The following is an 18281-nucleotide window of genomic DNA, read 5'->3' as shown; positions in this document are numbered from 1 at the left end:
CGTCGCCTTGTCCTGATTTAAATTTAATCCACTAAATATCGAAAAGGTCGTCTGAAAAGGGGAATCAGCGTCCGGATAGGTTTTGCGCCTGTCTGTGGCGGACCAGCAGTTCGTAATGCCCTTGCAGGCGTTGGGCGAGTTTTTCGACGACATAGACGGAACGGTGCTGCCCGCCGGTACAGCCGATGGCGATGGTCACGTAGCTGCGGCTTTCTTTTTGCAGGCGCGGGAGCCAGTGGTTCATAAAGTGGTCGATGTCGTCCACCATTTCCTGCGCCAGGGGCTGCTGGTCGAGATATGCTTGAATGGGGGCGTCCATGCCGGTGTAGGGGCGCAGCTCGGGATCGTAATAGGGATTGGGCAGGCTGCGCATATCGAACATGAAATCGGCGTTGTTCGGCACGCCGTATTTGAAGCCGAAAGACTCGAGGATAACCAAAAGCCCTCTGCGCTCGATGTTGAGCCATTGTTGAACGGCATAACGCAGTTGCTGCGCGTTCATTTTGGATGTATCGATGCAGTAGGCGATGTCTTTAAGCGGGAACAGCCATTCGCGCTCTTTTTGCAGGCTTTCCAGTAGGGTAAGGTTCAGCCCCGACAGCGGATGGCCGCGCCGCGTTTCGGAAAAACGGCGCACCAGCACGCTTTCTTCTGCCTCCACAAACAATACTTCGACCTGATGGCCTTCATCGCGCAGGTATTGGATTTGCTCCTGCGCTTCCTGAATGTTGATGCCGGAGCGGACATCGACGCTCACGCCGAGTTTGGTTTCATCGGCGCGCTCGATATGGTGCAGCACCAGCGAAGGCAGCATTTCCAGCGGCAGGTTGTCCACGCAGAAATAGCCGAGGTCTTCAAGCTGTTTGAGGGCAACGGACTTGCCCGAGCCGGACAATCCGCTAATCAGGACGATTTTCATGGTTTTGTTCGTTTTCTTTGAGTTGTGTTTGATGGCGTTCGAGGAATTCTTTAGTGCTGTCTTTGCCGCGCAACTGGAGGATGTAGTTGCGCACCGCCGCTTCAACCAATACGGCAAGGTTGCGGCCCACGGCGACAGGCAGGGTGACGGAACGGACGTTGACGTTGAGGATGGACTCGGTTTCCGTGCGTATGCTCAAGCGGTCGAGCTGCTTCATATAATCGTCGTCGGCAGCGACCAGGTTGATAATCAACTGGAGGATTTTTTTCGGACGGATGGAGGTTTCGCCGAAAATGTGGCGGATGTTGAGTATGCCCAAACCGCGCACTTCAAGGAAATCACGTAACATCGGCGGGCAGCGGCCTTCGAGCGTTTCGGGACCGGTACGGAAAAGCTCGACCGCATCATCGGCAATCAGGCTGTGTCCGCGCGAAATCAATTCCAACGCCAACTCGCTTTTACCCAAGCCGGAATGACCGGTAATCAACACGCCGACTTCAAATACATCGAGGAATACGCCGTGTTTGACGATGGAAGTTGCCAGCGTGCGTTGCAGGTAAATCCGCAACACGTCCATCAAATACGGGCTTTCGAGCTTGGAAGTCAAGAGCGGAATGTCGTTTTTATGGCAGTAGTCGCGCAATTTGGGCGAAACCGCCAGACCGTTGGCAACGATGACCAGCGACATGGGGATATCGAAGAGTTCGCCGAAATCGTAATTCAACTCGCCCGATTCGAGGCGTTTGAGATATTCGGCTTCGGCAACACCGACGACTTGGATTTGATTGGGATGGATAAAATTCAAATGGCCGACCAACGCCAAAACGGGTTTGTCGGCCTCTACTCCGATGCGGTTGTCCGCACCCGAATTGCCTGCCGCCCAAGCAAGTTGGAGCTTGTGCTGATTGTCGGAAAACAGGCGGCGGACGGATATACTGGGCATTCTTTACTCTTCTGCCAGAAGTTTGCGCACCTCCTCGGCAGAGGTTGCGGACATCAAGGCTTCACGGACGGCTTTTTGCGAGAACCTGCCCGCCAGTTTGGACAAGACTTCCAAATGTTCGCCGGTCGCATTTTCCGGCACCAACAAAGTGAAAATCAGGGATACGGGTTTGCCGTCGGGCGCATCGAAAGCGACCGGTTCTTTCGTGCGGATAAACGCGCCGGTGGCTTTTTTCACGCAGGCATGACGGCCGTGCGGGATGGCGACGCCCTGACCCAAGCCGGTCGAACCCAGCTTTTCGCGGGCAAACAGGCAGTCGAAGACATCGCCGTGAGGTAATTCTGCTTCATGTTCAAGCAGCAGGCCCGCTTCTTCAAACAAGCGTTTTTTGCTGCCGACTTCCAAGTCTAAAACGATATGGGACAAAGGCAAAATTTCGCCGATAAGGCTCATAGAAATCTCTTTTGATGTGGCAAAATGAAATGGAATTGTACCGACTGTCTGTACAAACCTCAATCCTGAACACGCAATTTACACTCAGATTGCTAACAAGAAACGCTGCTTCTTTGATATTTCTTAACTCACACACAAGGTCGTCTGAAAACGGCGGCAAGTGGTTTACGGCGGGTTCGGATACCAGACAAAACTCCGCCGCCATCGCCAATCCGCCCTGCCCCAAAAGCAAAACGTCGTCTGAAACCCTTTTCAGACGACGTGTTAAGCATCCTATTACCTCACAACCGCGTGGCAGCCAAAGCCCACAAATAATGCCCCGCCAAACCCAAAAACCACAGCAGACCGATATAGTTGTTATCCAGAAACACTTTAAAACAAGTCTGGCGGTCGCGCGTTTTGATGGCATGGTATTGACCGATTTGCAGCCACACCACCGCAGGCAGCATAATCCAATACGGCCATGTCGCGCCGATTTTCACACCCAACACCGCCATCAGCGCGGTAAACCAAAAATGGCAGAGCATGGATGCGGAAATATCGTGATCGCCGAACGTGATCGCCGAAGTTTTAATCCCGATTTTCAAATCGTCTTCCTTGTCCGACATCGCATAAATCGTGTCGTAGGCAAGCGTCCATAGAGCATTGGCGGTAAACATCAGCCACGCCGTAGAAGGCACGCCGCTGCGGACGGCGGCAAACGCCATCGGAATCCCGAAAGAAAACGCCAGCCCCAAATAAAACTGCGGCAGCGGGAAAAAACGTTTGGTAAAGGGGTAAGTCATCGCCAGAAACAGCGCAGGAACGCTCATCACCCAAGTCAACAGGTTCAGCGGCGTCATGCAGAGGGCGGCAAGCAGGCAGAGGATGACGGTCAGCAGAATCGCTTCCGTTTTAGAAACCAACCCGCGGGCAAAGGGGCGGTTTTTCGTGCGCTCGACCGAACCGTCAAAATCGCGGTCGGCAAAGTCGTTGATCACGCAGCCTGCGCTGCGCATAAAAAACGTACCGGCGGTAAACGCCCAAAAAATATCCGCTTCCGGAATGCCTTCCGAAGCGACCCATAACGCCCAATAGGTCGGCCAAAGCAGCAACAACGTGCCGATAGGCTTGTCGATGCGCATCAATTTGCCGTATATGACCATCCGTCCGACGGCATAGCGCGGGAAAAAATGTAGGAGAACACGTCTTATCTTCATGCGAATGTGAAAAATATGTTATTGGTATAATAAATCAATTTGTAATTATTGCTTAGCGTATTATGTTCATTATAAATCAATTTTTAGATTTTACTATTTTATTTAGACCCTTATCCCCAACTTTTACAGAAAGATACAAAAACGGCATATCCGCGCCCTACACAAACTGCGCCAACCCCGCCAAAAAATATTCCGTCAATTCCAACACCTCGCCATCCCAATCGAAATAAGACCTGCGGGCGGCGACAGGTCGTCTGAAATCATCCTGACCGCCAACGTTTTCCATCAGGCAAAACTCGAATGCCGAACGCTTCAAGGGCAGCGTACCGTCAAACAGCCGCTCGCCCAAAGGCTGCGTGCCGCAATCCAATACGCCGCGCCAGGCTTGCGATTGCGGGCTGCACGCGCTGCGCGCCTGTACGACGGGAACGCCGTCCAGATGCAGCAAAACGTCGCGGACGAATTGCGGGGCGGCGGTTTCGGCATGGTTTTCGCCAAACGAATTGCCCTGCCCGTCCAGTTCGCCCATATACAGCACTTTTACCGTAAAACTGCCGCCCAAGGCGCGTAAAGCGGCGGTCAGCGATTGCGCTTGGCACAAAGCGGCGGCGCGTTCGTTCCAGCCCTGCGGCAGTTCGTCGGGAAGTTTGTCTTGCCAATTCAAGGGGGGATTCATGGGGTTTAGATTGATGTGTTTCATGGCAAAATGAATAAATTTTCAGACGACCTCTAAATTTTAAAAGGTCGTCTGAAAACTTATTTAATAATCGGGGTGGCGAGAACAGCCAGAGTAAAGAATTTTACAATCATTTGAATACTGACTACACCCGTCAAAAGCTTTTTGTTCTGCTTTCTCTAGATAATCATCACTTTTTGCACTAGCGCTTTTACTGCCCACAGCAATCGCACTGCAAGCATTGCGAACTTCCGTCATCTTACGACAACCCTTTCCATCTCTATGCAATGGATTTTGACCGCCTCCTGCTTTAATGCAGTTTGCCAATGCCTCTTTATTGGCGGAACGATAGCCTTCAGTATTATTTTCTGCATAGCCAACGGCATCATTGGCAGGATTATAATAAATGACACCCCAGCGGTTCGGAATCTTGACGACTCGGTTTGTTTGCCCTATAGGTCGGTTATTGCCACTACAACCAGGTAGGTCAGGATGGTAAACGCAAGGATTACTCATCTCATTAGCTAGAATCAGTTGACTTAAGGTTACCATGATGAACGTTAAAAATAACTTTTTCATTATTAATCCTTTATTTTATTCCAGTGCTACCGTCATCTTTTTTTACTTCTATCCTTATTCACTCTAGGCGACCCATCCGAATTGGTCGGGCTGTTTCCACCTTGCAGAATGTTATAAGTATTGAACCCCAACGACGACCCGATCAGATTCCCCACCAGCAACGGCGCGGTGATCATCAGCGTACCCATCATCAGCCCCAAACCGCCCTGCATGATCGTAATCTGCACAATACCCAGTCACGATGGAATATTGCTTGTTTACTGCATAAAATTTTCAGACGACCTCAAATCTTAAAAAGACCGTCTGAAAAATCAAATCAATTAATAACGGTACTGAGGATGGCGCGAACAGCCTGAATAAAATATTTTGCAGCCATTTGAATATTTTCCGCAGCCTTCAAGAGCTTTCTGCTCCGCCTTCTCTAGATAAACATCATTTTTTGCAGCATAACTTTCATTACTAACTGCTATAGCACCACATTGATTACGATATTCGGTTACTGAACGACACCCTTGCCCATCTCTATGAGATGGATTTTTACCACCTCCCGATCTAATGCACATTTCTAGTGCCTCACGTCGAGCAGATTTATAACCTTCAGTATTGTTTTCTGCATAGCCCACCGCATCGTTGGCAGGATTATAATAAATGACACCCCAACGATTGGGAATATTAATTACCCGTCGTGACGCAGAAGAACCATTTGCCCCGCACCCTGCCAAATCAGGACGTTGAATACAGGGATTCATCACCGGATCATTGATGGCATTCAGCCCTTCGGCAGAGATAAATCCACTTAATACCATAGAAAATACTAAAAATATTCTTTTTACCATTTCATCCTCCATTTCTTACTACCAAAGACATTGTGTTACTCCCTTTATCCTTAATCCCAAGGCACATTAACAACGAACCCAAAAAACTTCAGTCCCTTGGAAATACTGCTTGGACGAATCATACAGCAAGCACAAGCTGAACCCCAGTTCCGTCAGTATCTCCAGCGACAGCGCAGTTTCGTTTAGCAGCAATGCTCCGCCACTTTTAATCGTTTTCAGACGACCTTTCGTCCGTCTCCACCTTATCCAACTCCATCCACTCCGCATCGGGAAAATCTGTTTTCAGACGACCCTTTAGATATGCCAAGCTGTCTTGGGCGATGTGTTTGTCGCGGCTGTCGTGGATGTGGTTGAAAATCAGGCTGTGCAAGCTGATGCCGTATTGTTTGAGCGCGGCGAAACTGAGCAGGGTGTGGTTGATGCTGCCGAGCCGTCCGCTGGTAACGAGAATGACGGGATAAGCCTGTTGCTGAACATAATCAATGGTTAACAGGTTTTCCGTCAGCGGAACCATCAATCCGCCCGCGCCTTCGACCAATACGATTTCGTATTGTGCCGCCAGCTGCTGCGTAGCGGCGCGGATTTTGTTCAAGTCCAAAGCCCTGCCGTCCAGACGGGCGGCGAGGTGGGGCGAAGCGGGATAGCTGAAGATTTCGGGCATGGTCAGCCGCTGTTTGTCGGCTTCCTGCATGGGTATGCCCATAATTTTGCGGTGGACGGCGATGTCGTCGGCGATGTTTTGGCAACCGGTTTGCACGGGCTTTTGCGTGATCACGCTTTTGCCCTGCTGCAACAATTGTTTTGCCAACACGCCGGTGGCGACAGTTTTGCCGATGTCCGTGTCTATGCCGCTGACGAAGTAAACGCCTTTCATTTGCTGTGTTCCTTCAAGATTTGTACGGTTTTGTCGGCAAGTTCGGTCAAGAGGTCGTCTGAAATGATGTAAGGCGGCATGAGGTACACCAGCCTGCCGAATGGGCGCACCCAAATGCCCTGCGCCACGCAGTCCGCTTGAAAACGCGCCATATCCACGCCTTTTTCCAGCTCGATCACGCCGATGGCACCCAAAACGCGCACGTCTTTCACGCCGCGGATGTCCCATGCGGTTTTCAGACGACCTTTCAGGATGCTTTCGATGCGGCAGATATTTGCCTGCCAATCTTGGGACAAAAGCAGCTTGACCGAAGCGCAGGCAACGGCACACGCCAGCGGATTTGCCATAAACGTCGGACCGTGCATAAACACACCCGCTTCGCCTCGCGAAATCGTTTCGGTGACTTTTTGCGAAGTGATTGCCGCCGCCAGCGTCATATAGCCGCCGCTCAAGCCCTTGCCGATACACATAATATCCGGCACGACCTGCGCGTATTCGCAGGCAAACATCTTGCCCGTGCGCCCGAATCCAGTGGCAATTTCGTCAAAAATCAACACGATATCAAATTCGTCGCACAAATCGCGCAACCCGCGAAGATACTGCGGATGATAAAAATACATGCCGCCCGCACCCTGCACGACCGGTTCCAAAATAAAGGCGGCAATATCCGCATGATGCGCTTCAAACAAGGCGCGGACAGGCTGCAAATCCGTTCCGTCCCATTCATCGTCGAAACGGTTTTTCGGATTATCGACAAAATAACGCTGCGGCAGAGCGCTGCCGAAAATATGGTGCATCCCCGTTTCCGGATCGCAGACGGACATCGCGTTCCAAGTATCGCCGTGATACCCGCGCCGCACCGTCGCGATATTCTGCTTCGCGGTCAAACCCCGCGCCTGCTGGTATTGCACCGCCATCTTCAGCGCGACTTCTACCGAAACCGAACCTGAATCCGCATAAAAAATACGGTCCAGCCCCTGCGGCAAAATCCCGACCAACAACTTGCCCAGTTCCACCGCCGGCTCGTGCGTCAAACCGCCGAACATCACATGCGACATTTGCTTAATCTGCGCCTCAACCGCCTGATTCAAAACAGGATGATTGTAGCCGTGTATCGCACACCACCAAGACGACATCCCGTCAATCAGCCGCGTACCGTCCGCCAATTCGATATGCACGCCCTCCGCACGGCGCACCGGATAAACAGGCAACGGATCGGTCATGGACGTATAGGGATGGAGCAGATGGACGCGGTCGAAATCGAGCAGGGAGGAAGTGTGTTCGGGCAACATATTTTCTGAGAAGGGTTCAATACCAAATTCTGCTATTTTAACCCACTCTGATTAGATGAAAACCTGAAAAGTCTTTATTGAATAAGGAAAAGGTCGTCTGAAAACCTGTTTACTCAGTTTTCAGACGACCTTTATGTTAATTTCAATTTACAAGAAACTTTCTACCATACATATATACTACATTTACGGCGTAAATTTGCATATATAGTAATGTTAGTTTTCAATACTCTCCAATAATTCATTCGGAACATCATCAAAAAAACGACAAAACGGATTTGACCCAACTAAAGTAACACTTGCTTTAGCACGAGTCATAACGACATATAATATCCGCTGCATCATTTCTAATTCATTTAATTGATCTTCTTCGGGGATTTGTGTTAACAATCGTGCAGGATATTGAGCATCGTGCAAACCTAAAATCACAACATGATCAAATTCCAAACCTTTTAATTGATGATAGGTTGTTACAACAATTCCCCCGTCAAAATTTCCTAAACTCTTTCCACGCGCAGCCTTAACCGTTGTTATACCACGTTTTTTTAATGCCTGTTGAACAGGATAAACCTGGTTGGCAAAAGGCAATGCAACCGCCACTGTTGTCGTACGTAACCGTTTAAAATTTTCCGCAATAAAGTCATACCCTTTCTCATAAGCATCCTTTGCAGAACTCCCAAGAATCTTCCTTACTTTATTACCATGCCGATTGGGATAAATAGGCGGGGTAAAATCCTCTTCAGTACTTGTTATATGATTTTTCAATAAATACTGAGCTACCTGCATAATTTCGAATGTCGTACGATGACTACCCAATAAGTTATGTGACCGCCCACCTTGCACACGAATACCTACTGACTTCCAAGTAAAATTACGACGATAAATTTTCTGAGCCAAATCTCCTGCCAAACTCAATGATACGCGTGGTAATTTGACAACCGCTAACAACCAGCTTTTATCAAAATCCTGAACCTCATCAACCATAACATGGTCATAACGCAAATTATCAGGAAATTCAATTCCTTGCTGCTCAAGTGTATTTAGAATCAAACCAGCAGGATTATCATAATCTTGCTTATTATTTTCTTCTAACCATTCCATATATAATTCATATACGTGCCAAACAAAGCGCCGATCTTCTTGGGATAAGCGAATAGCCGTACCACGATTCGTTCGTTCTACTATCAAATATTCATTTAAACGAGTGATGTGTTGCCCGAATAACCATGCAATTTCCTCACCCCACCATTTCAATAATTCTGCTGATGTCTGAATTTCATATAGCCTATGCTCACCAATTTCTTGTTTAGAAATAGAAATGATTTTAGCCAATTCTTCCGATCGCTCTTTACTGTCCACCCAATCTGAAAAATTAGCTCCCATAGATTGGGCACACGATTTTGCCCAATCATGAAATGTGTGAACATCAATATCTCCAGCCATGCCCGCTTTTTTAAATGTTTTTTTGACATAAGCACAAAGTGATGAATTATAGGTCAAAAATAACAAAGACCCTTTATTCATAGCACTTAATATCTTTCCGGCACGTGCTGCTAAAACAGTCGTTTTGCCACTACCTGCCTGCCCTCGAATAAGCAAATGTTCAGTTGGATCAAGATTAATAATACTTTCTTGTTCCGGAGTAAACGTTATTTCAGCCGTACTAACAGGTGTCAATATCGATGATTCTTGAACTGAATCTAACATTCTCTCCGCTAGAGACCATTCATAGTTGCTATTAATCACAACCTTATTTTCTTTTTTCATACGATAAAGTGCAGAGTTAACATCACTCCTATCAGTATGTTGATTGAATTCTTTAGTTAAAATCTGAGCAATTTCACGCGCTTTAATAGGTTGATGCAACCTCACCAAATTTAAGATTTTTTGTTCTAATGCCATGATCTGATTCCCTTTTTACCCAAAATTTCCTATAACAAATTTAAATAAGAATAGGACAATTTGATTATAGTCATTTCCATGCAAAAGGGGATCTATTGATAAATTTCAAAACAACTATACCTAAATCTATCGGAATGATCCCCATCTGCACAAAAACAAGTAAATGCCTGAATTAAAGATTAGTTCACCATAAATTTCCTATAACTCAATCCCTTTCAGCTTTGCCACGGTATTGATGTCTTTATCGCCGCGGCCGGACAGGTTGACCAGAATCACTTGGTCTTTGCCCATTTTCGGCGCGTTGGCGACTGCCCATGCGAGGGCGTGGCTGGATTCGAGCGCGGGGATGATGCCTTCGAAGCGGCACAACAAATCAAAGGCTTCGAGTGCTTCGTCGTCTTTGGCGACGGTGTATTCGACGCGTTTGATGTCGTTCAGGTGGCTGTGTTCCGGGCCGATGCCGGGGTAGTCGAGACCTGCGGACACGGAGTGCGTCCCCAAGACTTGGCCGTTTTCGTCCTGCATCAGGTAGCTGCGGAAGCCGTGCAATACGCCGATGGGGGCTTTGCTGGTAATCGGTGCAGCGTGGTCGGGGGTGTCCACGCCCAAACCGCCGGCTTCCACGCCGACGAGGCGCACGTTTTCTTCGCCGATATACGGGTGGAACAGGCCGATGGCGTTCGAGCCGCCGCCGACGCAGGCAACGGCGACGTCGGGCTGTCTGCCGATGGCTTCCTGCATCTGCGCTTTGGCTTCGTTGCCGATAACGCATTGGAAATCGCGCACCATTTCGGGATACGGCGCGGGACCGGCGGCGGTGCCGATGATGTAGAACGTGTCGTCCACGCGGGCGACCCATTCGCGCATGGCTTCGTTCATCGCGTCTTTCAGCGTGCGGCTGCCGCTGTCGACGCTGACTACGTTTGCGCCCAACAATTTCATGCGGAACACGTTGGGCATTTGACGCTGGATGTCGTCCGCGCCCATGTACACGTCGCAAGTCATGCCGAAGCGGGCGGCGACGGTGGCGGAAGCCACGCCGTGCTGACCCGCACCGGTTTCGGCGATGACGCGTTTTTTACCCATGCGGCGGGCGAGCAATGCCTGACCGATGGTGTTGTTTACCTTGTGCGCGCCGGTGTGGTTCAAGTCTTCGCGCTTCAACCAGATTTGCGCGCCGCCCAGATGCTCGGACAATCGCGCGGCATGGTAAACGGGGCTGGGGCGGCCGACGTAGTGTTTCAAATCGCGGTGGAACTCTTCCCAAAACGACGGGTCGTTTTTCGCTGCTTGATAGGCATCCGCCAGCTCTTGCAAGGCGGGAATCAGGGTTTCGGAGACATAAAGTCCGCCGTGTTCGCCGAAAAAGCCCTTCTCGTCGGGCGCTTGGTAGTTTTTCATCGGATTTCTTCCTTGTCTGTTTTTTCAGACGGCCTCGGTCTGCTAAAGGCCGTCTGAAAGGGGAAATTGTCGGCAATTATAACTGTTTTTCACACAAACCCGCCATTTCGAAAAACGCCCGATACGCCGCCGCCTTTTTCGCCAAACTCAAAGGATAAGCGCGCGAAGTGGACGGCAGGCGGGTCAGGGTCAAATCCCGTCCGGCAAACGGAAACGGCACGGTTTCGCCCGTTTTCGGCATTTTGATGCCGCCGCCCTGAATATCGAGCAGGACTTCCGTCGCCTTACCGCCGGTAGTGCAGATATGGCGGCAGTCGGGCATCTGCGCCAACACCGCCGCCAAATCGACGGTTTCAACCACTTGCAAAAACTTGTCGGACGCATTGCCGTGTTCCCGCACCGCCTTTAACACGGTCGGGCAGGACGCAATCCCCCGTTCGCGCAAAAACGCCTTGATTTTCTCCGCATCAAACGCTTTTTCAGACGACCTTTGGAAATGCGCCGCATCATTAAAAAACACCAGCCCATAAACGCGCCACATATCGTTTTGAAAATTCGGATAATGAAACTGCATCGCGCGTTTGTCTTCCTTGGGCGGAAACGTCCCCATCATCATTACCGTCGCCTGCGGCGGCAGCAAGGCGGGGAAGGGATGGGTTTCGATTTCAAGCGGAGCAGACATCATGATTTCCTTGATAAAAAATATTGAACACGAGGCAGTCGGTTGCTGCCTTTTCAGACGACCTGCCGATTAATACTGATAGACAAGTTTTCTCCCCCAACAAGTTTCCGGCTGTTTCACATTATTCTCTTCCAACAATTCATTTTCCGCTTTTGGACGGGCCGACACCGTCCAGATATCCGGTCGGTCACGATTCCAAGTCAGCAAGGAAACATTGTCAAATACGCAACCCAAAATATCGGTTTGTTTGGGTTCAATCTCTATTTCCACAATATTCTTTTTACCGTCCAGCGTGATCAAGCCTGTAAAAGGCATATTTTCAGAAGCCAACCATGCCAGCCAAACTTTACCGGATTCAATGTATCTCACCTCATGCAAACCAAACTTCACATTTTCGCCCAATTGCGGCACCGGCAGCGCGAAAGACTCATCCAACTGGCACCCCGTCAGCCGGTAATCGTCAGGCGAAGACGTTCGCTTATCCTTCGTACCGACATATTTCCACCCAAAATCTTCAGCGTCCACCCGGCACAACCAACCTTCCGACCATACCGGTTTCTGATCAGCTACTTCCGTCGGCTGCAGAAAGACGCCTTCGCCTATATGTTGATCATAAAACTTCCGTTCCACCGCCTTAATCATCACGCCCTTCCATTCGACAGGCTTGGGAAAGACTGCATACTCGTAAGATTCAATATCCTTTTTCCACCGAAAATGCAACTTTGTTCCGGCGGGCAATGGAAAACCATCTACCACCGTATCCTCACGAAGCACATACCCCTCCGGCTTTTGCTGCCCCATCCACACGCTCCACGCCTGTACGCCCAAACAGCACAGCAAAAACACATTGACCCTGACAGCCATTGCTTTAAACAACGGTCTTTCAGCCTTCAACATCATATCGACAAGCATCAAGCCCAGTATGGCGACCACCGTCAGCCAAATAAAGTTAAAAACCGGCAGCATTTTTTCTTTCTTTATCCATTCTATAGTGGATTAACTTTAAACCAGGACGGCGTTACCTCGCCTTAGCTCAAAGAGAACGATTCTCTAAGGTAGTGAATCGGTTCCGTACTATCTGTACTGTATCTGCGGCTTTCGCCTTGTCCTGATTTAAAGTTAATCCACTATAGAAAAACCTTTTTCAGACGACCTTCTGCCCATACCGCATCAGCGTCATGCCGCCGACCGCTGCCGCGCAGCCCGCAATCAGCGAAATATGCAAAGGTTCGCCCAAAACCCACGCCGAGCTGAGCATGCCGAAAATCGGTACGAGCGTAATATACGCCGCCGCGCTGCCTGCGCCCAAAGTCTTCACGCCTTCGAAATACCACGCGTAGGCCAATACCGTCGCGCCGATGACCAGCCACGCCAATGCCGTCCAACCGCGCGCATCCATCGCCGCCATTGCCTCAAAAGGCAATCCGTCCGTCCACAACGCCACCACTGACAACATCAGCGCGCCGATGAACGACGTTGCCGCCGTTACCGTCAGCGCGTCTATCCCGCGCAAAACCGCACGTCCGATTAAAGTATAAGCCGCCCAGCAGACCACGCAGCCGAAAATCAGCCACTCCCCCGCCTTGATACCGCCCGACAATACCGTCAACGGCTGTCCTTGCGTGACCGCCACAATGGCACCGCTGACCGCCAGCAGCATACCCGCCAAAATCTTCGCGTTTAACCGTTCTCTGAAAAACCAAGCCGCCAGCAGCAGCGTCAGCACGGGATTCACCGCCACAACCACCGCCGCCTTACCTGCCGGCATTGCCTGCAAACCCAGCATGAAAAACACCGCATAGCCGCACACCCCGACGGAAGCGGCTGCCGTCAAGCCCAGCCATTGCCGCGCCGGCAAAGCCGCCAAAGTCGCAAACCTGCTGCGCGCAAACAGCCAACCCAACAACAAAACCGAAGCCAACACAAACCGAACCGCCCCGCCCGTCAGCGGCGGCAGCGACTGCCCCAGCATCCGCCCCATCGGCCAAGACGCGCCCCACAACACCGCCATCCCCAGCAGTTTCAAATGTACAGAATAACGTTCCATCTCATTCCTTTATCAACAAAGGTCGTCTGAAAACCCGATTCCAAGTTTTCAGACGACCTTCCAGTATTGCTGTTGCCAACAGATTACTTGGGCTGCCAAGAGTCTTTCAGCGTGACCGTACGGTTGAACACGGGCTGCTCGGGGCGGTGGTCTTTGCGGTCGGTCACGAAATAGCCGATACGCTCAAACTGCCAACGGCTTTCGGCGGGCAGGTTTTTGGCTGCGGGTTCGGCGTAGGCGGTGATTTCTTTGACGGACTCAGGGTTGAGGAAATCGGTAAACGGCAGGTATTCGCCGTCTTCGCCGCGCACGGCATCGGGACGCTCGACGGTAAAGAGGCGGTCATACAGGCGGACTTTGATTTCGGCGGCGTGTTCGGCGGAAACCCAGTGAATCACGCCTTTGACTTTTCTGCCTTCGGGATTTTTGCCCAAGGTGTCATGGTCGATGCTGCATTTGAGTTCAACCACATTGCCTGCCGCGTCTTTTACTACTTCATCGCACTTGATGACATAGCCGTGACGCAGGCGTACTTCACCTCCCGGGGTCAGGCGTTTGAAGCCTTTGGGCGGATTTTCGGCAAAGTCGTCTGCCTCGATGTAGATGGTTTGGGACACGGGGATTTCGCGCTCGCCCATTTCTTCGTGATTGGGGTGGAACGCGGCGCGGCGGCTTTGGGTTTTGCCGGCTTCAAAGTTGGTCAGGGTGACTTTGAGCGGGTTCAAAACCGCCATCAGGCGCGGGGCGGAGTTTTCCAGCTCTTCACGAATCGCACCTTCCAACACGCTCATATCGACGATGTTTTCAGATTTGGAAATACCGGCGCGTTTGGCAAACAGGCGCAGGCCTTCGGGCGTGTAGCCGCGGCGGCGCATACCGGAAATGGTGGGCATACGCGGGTCGTCCCAGCCGGTAACGTGGCCTTCTGAAACCAGTTGGTTCAGCTTGCGTTTGGACGTGATGGAATACAAAAGCTCCAAACGGGAAAACTCGTATTGGCGCGGGCGGGTGGCGTGCGGCGCGGGGATATTGTCCAACACCCAGTCATAAAGCGGGCGGTGGGCTTCAAATTCGAGCGTACACAAGGAATGCGTGATGCCTTCGATAGCATCGGAAATGCAATGCGTGTAGTCGTACATCGGGTAGATGCACCATTTGTCGCCGGTGTTGTGGTGGTGGGCGCGGCGGATGCGGTAGATGACGGGGTCGCGCATATTGATGTTGCCTGATGCCATGTCGATTTTCAGGCGCAGGGTTTTGCTGCCGTCGGGGAACTCGCCGTTTTTCATGCGCGTGAACAGGTCGAGGTTTTCTTCGATACTGCGGTCGCGGTAAGGGCTGTTTTTACCCGCCTCGGTCAGCGTGCCGCGGTATTCGCGCATTTCTTCGGGCGTCAAATCATCAACATACGCTTTGCCGTCTTTGATTAAACCGACGGCGTAGTCGTAAAGTTGGTCGAAATAATTGGAAGCGAAACGCGGCTCGCCCGCCCAATGGAAACCCAGCCACTCGACATCTTCTTTGATGGCGTTGACGTATTCGTCGTTTTCTTTTTCAGGGTTGGTATCGTCGAAACGCAGGTTGCACAAGCCGTCGTAAATATACGCCAAACCGAAATTCAGGCAGATGGATTTGGCGTGGCCGATGTGCAGGTAGCCGTTGGGTTCGGGCGGGAAACGGGTTTGGATGGCTTCGTGTTTGCCGCTTTTTAAGTCTTCTTCGATGATGGTGCGGATGAAATGGTTGTCCGCGAATTGGTCTTTGTTGAGCATGGTCAGGAGCTATCTGAAAATATGATGTCGTGCCGATTTTACCTGAAAACAGGACGGCTTTACAGTCAATACAAGGTACAGAGGTCGTCTGAAAACCGTTTCAGACGACCTCTGTATAGACAATTACGAATCGGATGAAAGATTGGAATGGTCGGAAGCATTGTCTTCCGGACGTTTAAATGCGGTTGATGAATCGATAAAATCAACCAGCCGGTTAATCAACAGAACGATACCCAAAATAACCAAAAGTGCGATTGGGAAAAAAATCCAAAGCAAACCGGTAGTGCCGATAAAAGACCAGCGCATGGACGCCCAAAATGCTTGAAGCGAGGATTTTTCCAAAGAGAGCAGCTTGGGGCGGGCTGCGGTGGCGATAATGGAAGCAATCAGCGAACCAACATAAAATACAGGCAACCCTAGCCACAAAAAAGCTGATCCGTGATGATCGTAATTAGGGGAGTAAGGGTCATTATGACTGTCAGCACTGTCTACCGCCATCATAAACAACAACCAAAGTATGGTTGTTATCCACACGCTGCCCGCCACAGTAGCAGGTCGCAAACGATGGGAAAACAAGACATAAACCAGATTCGCCGAGCCAAGCATCAACATACCGGCAATTAATGTAAACTCGAAGCGATCGGGTATTGCCTGACTGAACCATATCGAAGTCGTGATGATAATAATGATACTGCCAGCCAATGAAAGGCCGGAAAATGTTCTTTCGCTGATACGGGGGAAATTCATCTTGATGTCTTTTCAAAACTGTTCTTCTGAATCAAAGAACATTCATATACGGATGATTGTTTTCAGACGATCTGCCCATTCAATAGCAGCCATCTGAAAACGCCTCCCCATTGTACCCGAATTTCATTAACCTTTTGTAACCCCCGAAATCAAAGCGGCACAGGCTCGGCAACCAGCCATTCTACGCCCGCATCACCTAAAACCTTCTGCATGGCGGCTTCCGGTACGCGGTCGGTAAATACTTTGTCAAACGAACCGATGTCGCCCAGTCTGACCAAGGCATTGCTGTTGAATTTGCTGTGGTCCACACCCAAATACCTGACCCGCGCATTGGTCATCATCGCCTGCATGACGCTGACTTCTTTATAGTCGTAGTCCAAAAGCGAGCCGTCGCTTTCCACGCCGTGCGTACTCATGACGGCATAATCGACTTTAAACTGATTGATAAAATCAACCGTCGCCACGCCCGTAATCCCGCCGTCCAAGGGGCGCACAACGCCGGAGGTGATGATGACGGTGTAGTCAGTGCGCGCAGACGTGATGGAGGCAACGTAAATATTATTGGTGATAATCCGCAGGTTTTTGCGCTGCTTGACCAACTCGGCGGCAACGGCTTCCATCGTCGTGCCTATACTGATAAACAACGACGAATTGTCAGGAATGTGGGCGGCAATCAGGCGGGCGATGGCGTTTTTTTCATTTTGGCAGTGTTTTCGCTTGCCTTGCGCCACGCCGCCGGAAATATCGCCGACCGACGCTCCGCCGTGATAACGCTTCAACTGCCGCGTTTCGCTCAATTCCTGTATGTCGCGGCGTATGGTCTGCGGGGTCACGTCCAAAGCTTCTGCAAGCTGCTCGACCGTCATGAAATGCTGCTCGCGCACCAGGGCGAGGATGTGTTCGTGTCTTTGTATTTTCGGTTTCATCTGGATTCGTTTCAATTCGTTCCGGTTCGTTTGAATTCGGATTGTACGCCTTTTGCCCAAAATCGGAAAAGGCTGCCGCCGATTCAGCTTTACCCAAAACCAAAGGTCGTCTGAAAACCTGAATCCCGGTTTTCAGACGACCTTTTTGCTGTGTCCGTGTTATTCCGCTTCGTATTTGCGTTCCAAACGCTCCACGCACGCGCTTAAGTGTTTGCGCATGACTTTGACCACGCGGTTGCGTTTGCCGTTGGTCAGCAGGTCGAGGATTTCGCGGTGTTCGGAATGGGTGTGGGTGTTGATGGTGCGTTTTTCATGACGTTGCGCATCGAAGACGGCGACGATGAGCGAAGAGCGGGCGCACAGGGTGTTCATGATGTCGAACAAGACGTTGTTGTCGATCAGACGCGCCAGTTCGACGTGGAAGGCGTTGGACAGGCGGTTCCAACCCACGCGGTCGCCGCTGTCGGATGCCTGTTCTTCACGCTCGATCATGGCGTAGAGCGGCTGGAGACGGGTTTCCAAATCGGGCATATCGGACAGGAGGTTCAAAATCATGCTTTCCATTTCGATACGCGCGTTGAACACGTCCTGCATTTCCTTCAAATCGGGAACATGAACGAACGCGCCGCGATTGGGTTGCAAATCGACGATTTTGTCGTGTGCCAACAGGGACAGCGCGCCGCGCACGGTATTGCGCGAGCAGACCATTTGGCGGCAAAGCTCGGATTCGGTCAGTTTTTTGCCGGGCAGCAAAACATGGTCGGTGATGCCGTCCAAAATCAGGGCGTAAACGCGGAACAGCTCCGAATCATGCCTGCCTGCCGGCATCATGGAAGAAGGGGTAGGCGCATGGAGGGTATCGTTATCGGTATTCATTATTTAAGCTCTCCTCATAGTCTGGCGTGTCATATCGTTTGAAATAACAGAAATTTTGCGACGGCGGCAACCCGCCCCTTATCGCTTTTTGCTTGATTCCATTTCGATATAGCACAAAATCTGATTAAGATATAATTAAAAATTGTTGACAATCTCTAGT

At 50.7% G+C, this 18281-nt stretch carries 18 protein-coding genes; all 18 read right to left on the bottom strand.

Features of this window, described 5'->3' with window-relative positions:
* Positions 1 to 64 precede the first annotated feature (64 nt).
* The 18 genes from rapZ to HMPREF3050_RS10745 all read right to left on the bottom strand — a co-directional run bounded on the left by rapZ (position 65) and on the right by HMPREF3050_RS10745 (position 18121).
* Complete coding sequence (gene rapZ / locus HMPREF3050_RS10825) at positions 65 to 919, bottom strand: RNase adapter RapZ (protein ID WP_003756091.1); 855 nt, start codon at positions 917 to 919, stop codon at positions 65 to 67.
* Positions 900 to 1862, bottom strand: a complete 963-nt coding sequence (gene hprK / locus HMPREF3050_RS10820; RefSeq protein WP_003756089.1) for an HPr(Ser) kinase/phosphatase — start codon at positions 1860 to 1862, stop codon at positions 900 to 902. The genes rapZ and hprK overlap by 20 nt, the downstream gene beginning before the upstream one ends.
* Before the next feature lie 3 nt (positions 1863 to 1865).
* Positions 1866 to 2315, bottom strand: a complete 450-nt coding sequence (ptsN, locus tag HMPREF3050_RS10815; protein WP_003743926.1) for a PTS IIA-like nitrogen regulatory protein PtsN — start codon at positions 2313 to 2315, stop codon at positions 1866 to 1868.
* Between the two features lie 281 nt (positions 2316 to 2596).
* Positions 2597 to 3514 (bottom strand): 4-hydroxybenzoate octaprenyltransferase, encoded by a 918-nt coding sequence (gene ubiA / locus HMPREF3050_RS10810; RefSeq protein WP_009311220.1) that lies wholly within the window; start codon positions 3512 to 3514, stop codon positions 2597 to 2599.
* Positions 3515 to 3671: 157 nt separating this feature from the next.
* The gene (locus tag HMPREF3050_RS10805) at positions 3672 to 4214 is read right to left on the bottom strand and encodes a chorismate--pyruvate lyase family protein (RefSeq protein ID WP_053089844.1); all 543 of its coding nucleotides are present in this window, start codon (positions 4212 to 4214) and stop codon (positions 3672 to 3674) included.
* Positions 4215 to 4274: 60 nt separating this feature from the next.
* Positions 4275 to 4769 carry a DUF4189 domain-containing protein gene (locus HMPREF3050_RS10800; RefSeq protein WP_003769079.1) on the bottom strand — a complete coding sequence of 165 codons (495 nt, stop codon included), beginning with the start codon at positions 4767 to 4769 and terminating at the stop codon, positions 4275 to 4277.
* Positions 4770 to 5089: 320 nt separating this feature from the next.
* Entirely contained in the window at positions 5090 to 5605 is a 516-nt protein-coding gene (locus HMPREF3050_RS13780) for a DUF4189 domain-containing protein (RefSeq protein ID WP_003768990.1), read from the bottom strand.
* 205 nt (positions 5606 to 5810) lie between these two features.
* On the bottom strand, positions 5811 to 6479 hold the full coding sequence (gene bioD, locus HMPREF3050_RS10795; protein ID WP_003769100.1) for a dethiobiotin synthase: 669 nt from the start codon (positions 6477 to 6479) through the stop codon (positions 5811 to 5813).
* Positions 6476 to 7771, bottom strand: coding sequence for an adenosylmethionine--8-amino-7-oxononanoate transaminase (gene bioA / locus HMPREF3050_RS10790; RefSeq protein ID WP_070774796.1), 1296 nt, complete (start codon positions 7769 to 7771; stop codon positions 6476 to 6478). Before bioA ends, bioD begins: the two co-directional genes overlap by 4 nt.
* 213 nt (positions 7772 to 7984) lie before the next feature.
* The gene (locus HMPREF3050_RS10785) at positions 7985 to 9670 is read right to left on the bottom strand and encodes a UvrD-helicase domain-containing protein (RefSeq protein WP_070774795.1); all 1686 of its coding nucleotides are present in this window, start codon (positions 9668 to 9670) and stop codon (positions 7985 to 7987) included.
* Between the two features lie 198 nt (positions 9671 to 9868).
* Positions 9869 to 11071, bottom strand: coding sequence for a tryptophan synthase subunit beta (gene trpB / locus HMPREF3050_RS10780; protein ID WP_049248239.1), 1203 nt, complete (start codon positions 11069 to 11071; stop codon positions 9869 to 9871).
* Positions 11072 to 11147: 76 nt separating this feature from the next.
* On the bottom strand, positions 11148 to 11753 hold the full coding sequence (locus HMPREF3050_RS10775) for a DNA glycosylase (RefSeq protein WP_070774794.1): 606 nt from the start codon (positions 11751 to 11753) through the stop codon (positions 11148 to 11150).
* 69 nt (positions 11754 to 11822) lie between these two features.
* Positions 11823 to 12719, bottom strand: coding sequence for a hypothetical protein (locus HMPREF3050_RS10770; RefSeq protein ID WP_070774793.1), 897 nt, complete (start codon positions 12717 to 12719; stop codon positions 11823 to 11825).
* Positions 12720 to 12897: 178 nt separating this feature from the next.
* Positions 12898 to 13800 carry a DMT family transporter gene (locus tag HMPREF3050_RS10765; RefSeq protein WP_070774792.1) on the bottom strand — a complete coding sequence of 301 codons (903 nt, stop codon included), beginning with the start codon at positions 13798 to 13800 and terminating at the stop codon, positions 12898 to 12900.
* Positions 13801 to 13883: 83 nt separating this feature from the next.
* Positions 13884 to 15572, bottom strand: a complete 1689-nt coding sequence (locus HMPREF3050_RS10760) for a glutamine--tRNA ligase/YqeY domain fusion protein (RefSeq protein ID WP_070774791.1) — start codon at positions 15570 to 15572, stop codon at positions 13884 to 13886.
* 123 nt (positions 15573 to 15695) lie between these two features.
* On the bottom strand, positions 15696 to 16319 hold the full coding sequence (locus HMPREF3050_RS10755) for a hypothetical protein (RefSeq protein ID WP_070774790.1): 624 nt from the start codon (positions 16317 to 16319) through the stop codon (positions 15696 to 15698).
* A gap of 149 nt (positions 16320 to 16468) precedes the next feature.
* On the bottom strand, positions 16469 to 17245 hold the full coding sequence (locus tag HMPREF3050_RS10750; RefSeq protein ID WP_039410480.1) for a DeoR/GlpR family DNA-binding transcription regulator: 777 nt from the start codon (positions 17243 to 17245) through the stop codon (positions 16469 to 16471).
* 159 nt (positions 17246 to 17404) lie between these two features.
* The gene (locus tag HMPREF3050_RS10745) at positions 17405 to 18121 is read right to left on the bottom strand and encodes a GntR family transcriptional regulator (RefSeq protein ID WP_070774789.1); all 717 of its coding nucleotides are present in this window, start codon (positions 18119 to 18121) and stop codon (positions 17405 to 17407) included.
* Between the last annotated feature and the right edge of the window lie 160 nt (positions 18122 to 18281).

Origin of the sequence: Neisseria sp. HMSC065D04 (genome assembly GCF_001815675.1) — a bacterium.
Taxonomy (GTDB): Bacteria; Pseudomonadota; Gammaproteobacteria; order Burkholderiales; family Neisseriaceae; genus Neisseria.
Note: the sequence above shows the minus strand (reverse complement) of the source record. Positions and strands in the feature narration are given on the sequence as shown.

What these genes read in the sequence shown, in the direction of transcription:
- HMPREF3050_RS10800 (WP_003769079.1), bottom strand. Translation starts at nt 4,769, where the DNA reads ATGAAAAAGTTATTTTTAACGTTCATCATGGTAACCTTAAGTCAACTG.
- rapZ (WP_003756091.1), bottom strand. Translation starts at nt 919, where the DNA reads ATGAAAATCGTCCTGATTAGCGGATTGTCCGGCTCGGGCAAGTCCGTT.
- HMPREF3050_RS10805 (WP_053089844.1), bottom strand. Translation starts at nt 4,214, where the DNA reads ATGAAACACATCAATCTAAACCCCATGAATCCCCCCTTGAATTGGCAA.
- HMPREF3050_RS10750 (WP_039410480.1), bottom strand. Translation starts at nt 17,245, where the DNA reads ATGAAACCGAAAATACAAAGACACGAACACATCCTCGCCCTGGTGCGC.
- HMPREF3050_RS10770 (WP_070774793.1), bottom strand. Translation starts at nt 12,719, where the DNA reads ATGCTGCCGGTTTTTAACTTTATTTGGCTGACGGTGGTCGCCATACTG.
- bioD (WP_003769100.1), bottom strand. Translation starts at nt 6,479, where the DNA reads ATGAAAGGCGTTTACTTCGTCAGCGGCATAGACACGGACATCGGCAAA.
- trpB (WP_049248239.1), bottom strand. Translation starts at nt 11,071, where the DNA reads ATGAAAAACTACCAAGCGCCCGACGAGAAGGGCTTTTTCGGCGAACAC.
- HMPREF3050_RS10775 (WP_070774794.1), bottom strand. Translation starts at nt 11,753, where the DNA reads ATGTCTGCTCCGCTTGAAATCGAAACCCATCCCTTCCCCGCCTTGCTG.
- bioA (WP_070774796.1), bottom strand. Translation starts at nt 7,771, where the DNA reads ATGTTGCCCGAACACACTTCCTCCCTGCTCGATTTCGACCGCGTCCAT.
- HMPREF3050_RS10745 (WP_070774789.1), bottom strand. Translation starts at nt 18,121, where the DNA reads ATGAATACCGATAACGATACCCTCCATGCGCCTACCCCTTCTTCCATG.
- hprK (WP_003756089.1), bottom strand. Translation starts at nt 1,862, where the DNA reads ATGCCCAGTATATCCGTCCGCCGCCTGTTTTCCGACAATCAGCACAAG.
- HMPREF3050_RS10760 (WP_070774791.1), bottom strand. Translation starts at nt 15,572, where the DNA reads ATGCTCAACAAAGACCAATTCGCGGACAACCATTTCATCCGCACCATC.
- ptsN (WP_003743926.1), bottom strand. Translation starts at nt 2,315, where the DNA reads ATGAGCCTTATCGGCGAAATTTTGCCTTTGTCCCATATCGTTTTAGAC.
- HMPREF3050_RS10755 (WP_070774790.1), bottom strand. Translation starts at nt 16,319, where the DNA reads ATGAATTTCCCCCGTATCAGCGAAAGAACATTTTCCGGCCTTTCATTG.
- ubiA (WP_009311220.1), bottom strand. Translation starts at nt 3,514, where the DNA reads ATGAAGATAAGACGTGTTCTCCTACATTTTTTCCCGCGCTATGCCGTC.
- HMPREF3050_RS13780 (WP_003768990.1), bottom strand. Translation starts at nt 5,605, where the DNA reads ATGGTAAAAAGAATATTTTTAGTATTTTCTATGGTATTAAGTGGATTT.
- HMPREF3050_RS10785 (WP_070774795.1), bottom strand. Translation starts at nt 9,670, where the DNA reads ATGGCATTAGAACAAAAAATCTTAAATTTGGTGAGGTTGCATCAACCT.
- HMPREF3050_RS10765 (WP_070774792.1), bottom strand. Translation starts at nt 13,800, where the DNA reads ATGGAACGTTATTCTGTACATTTGAAACTGCTGGGGATGGCGGTGTTG.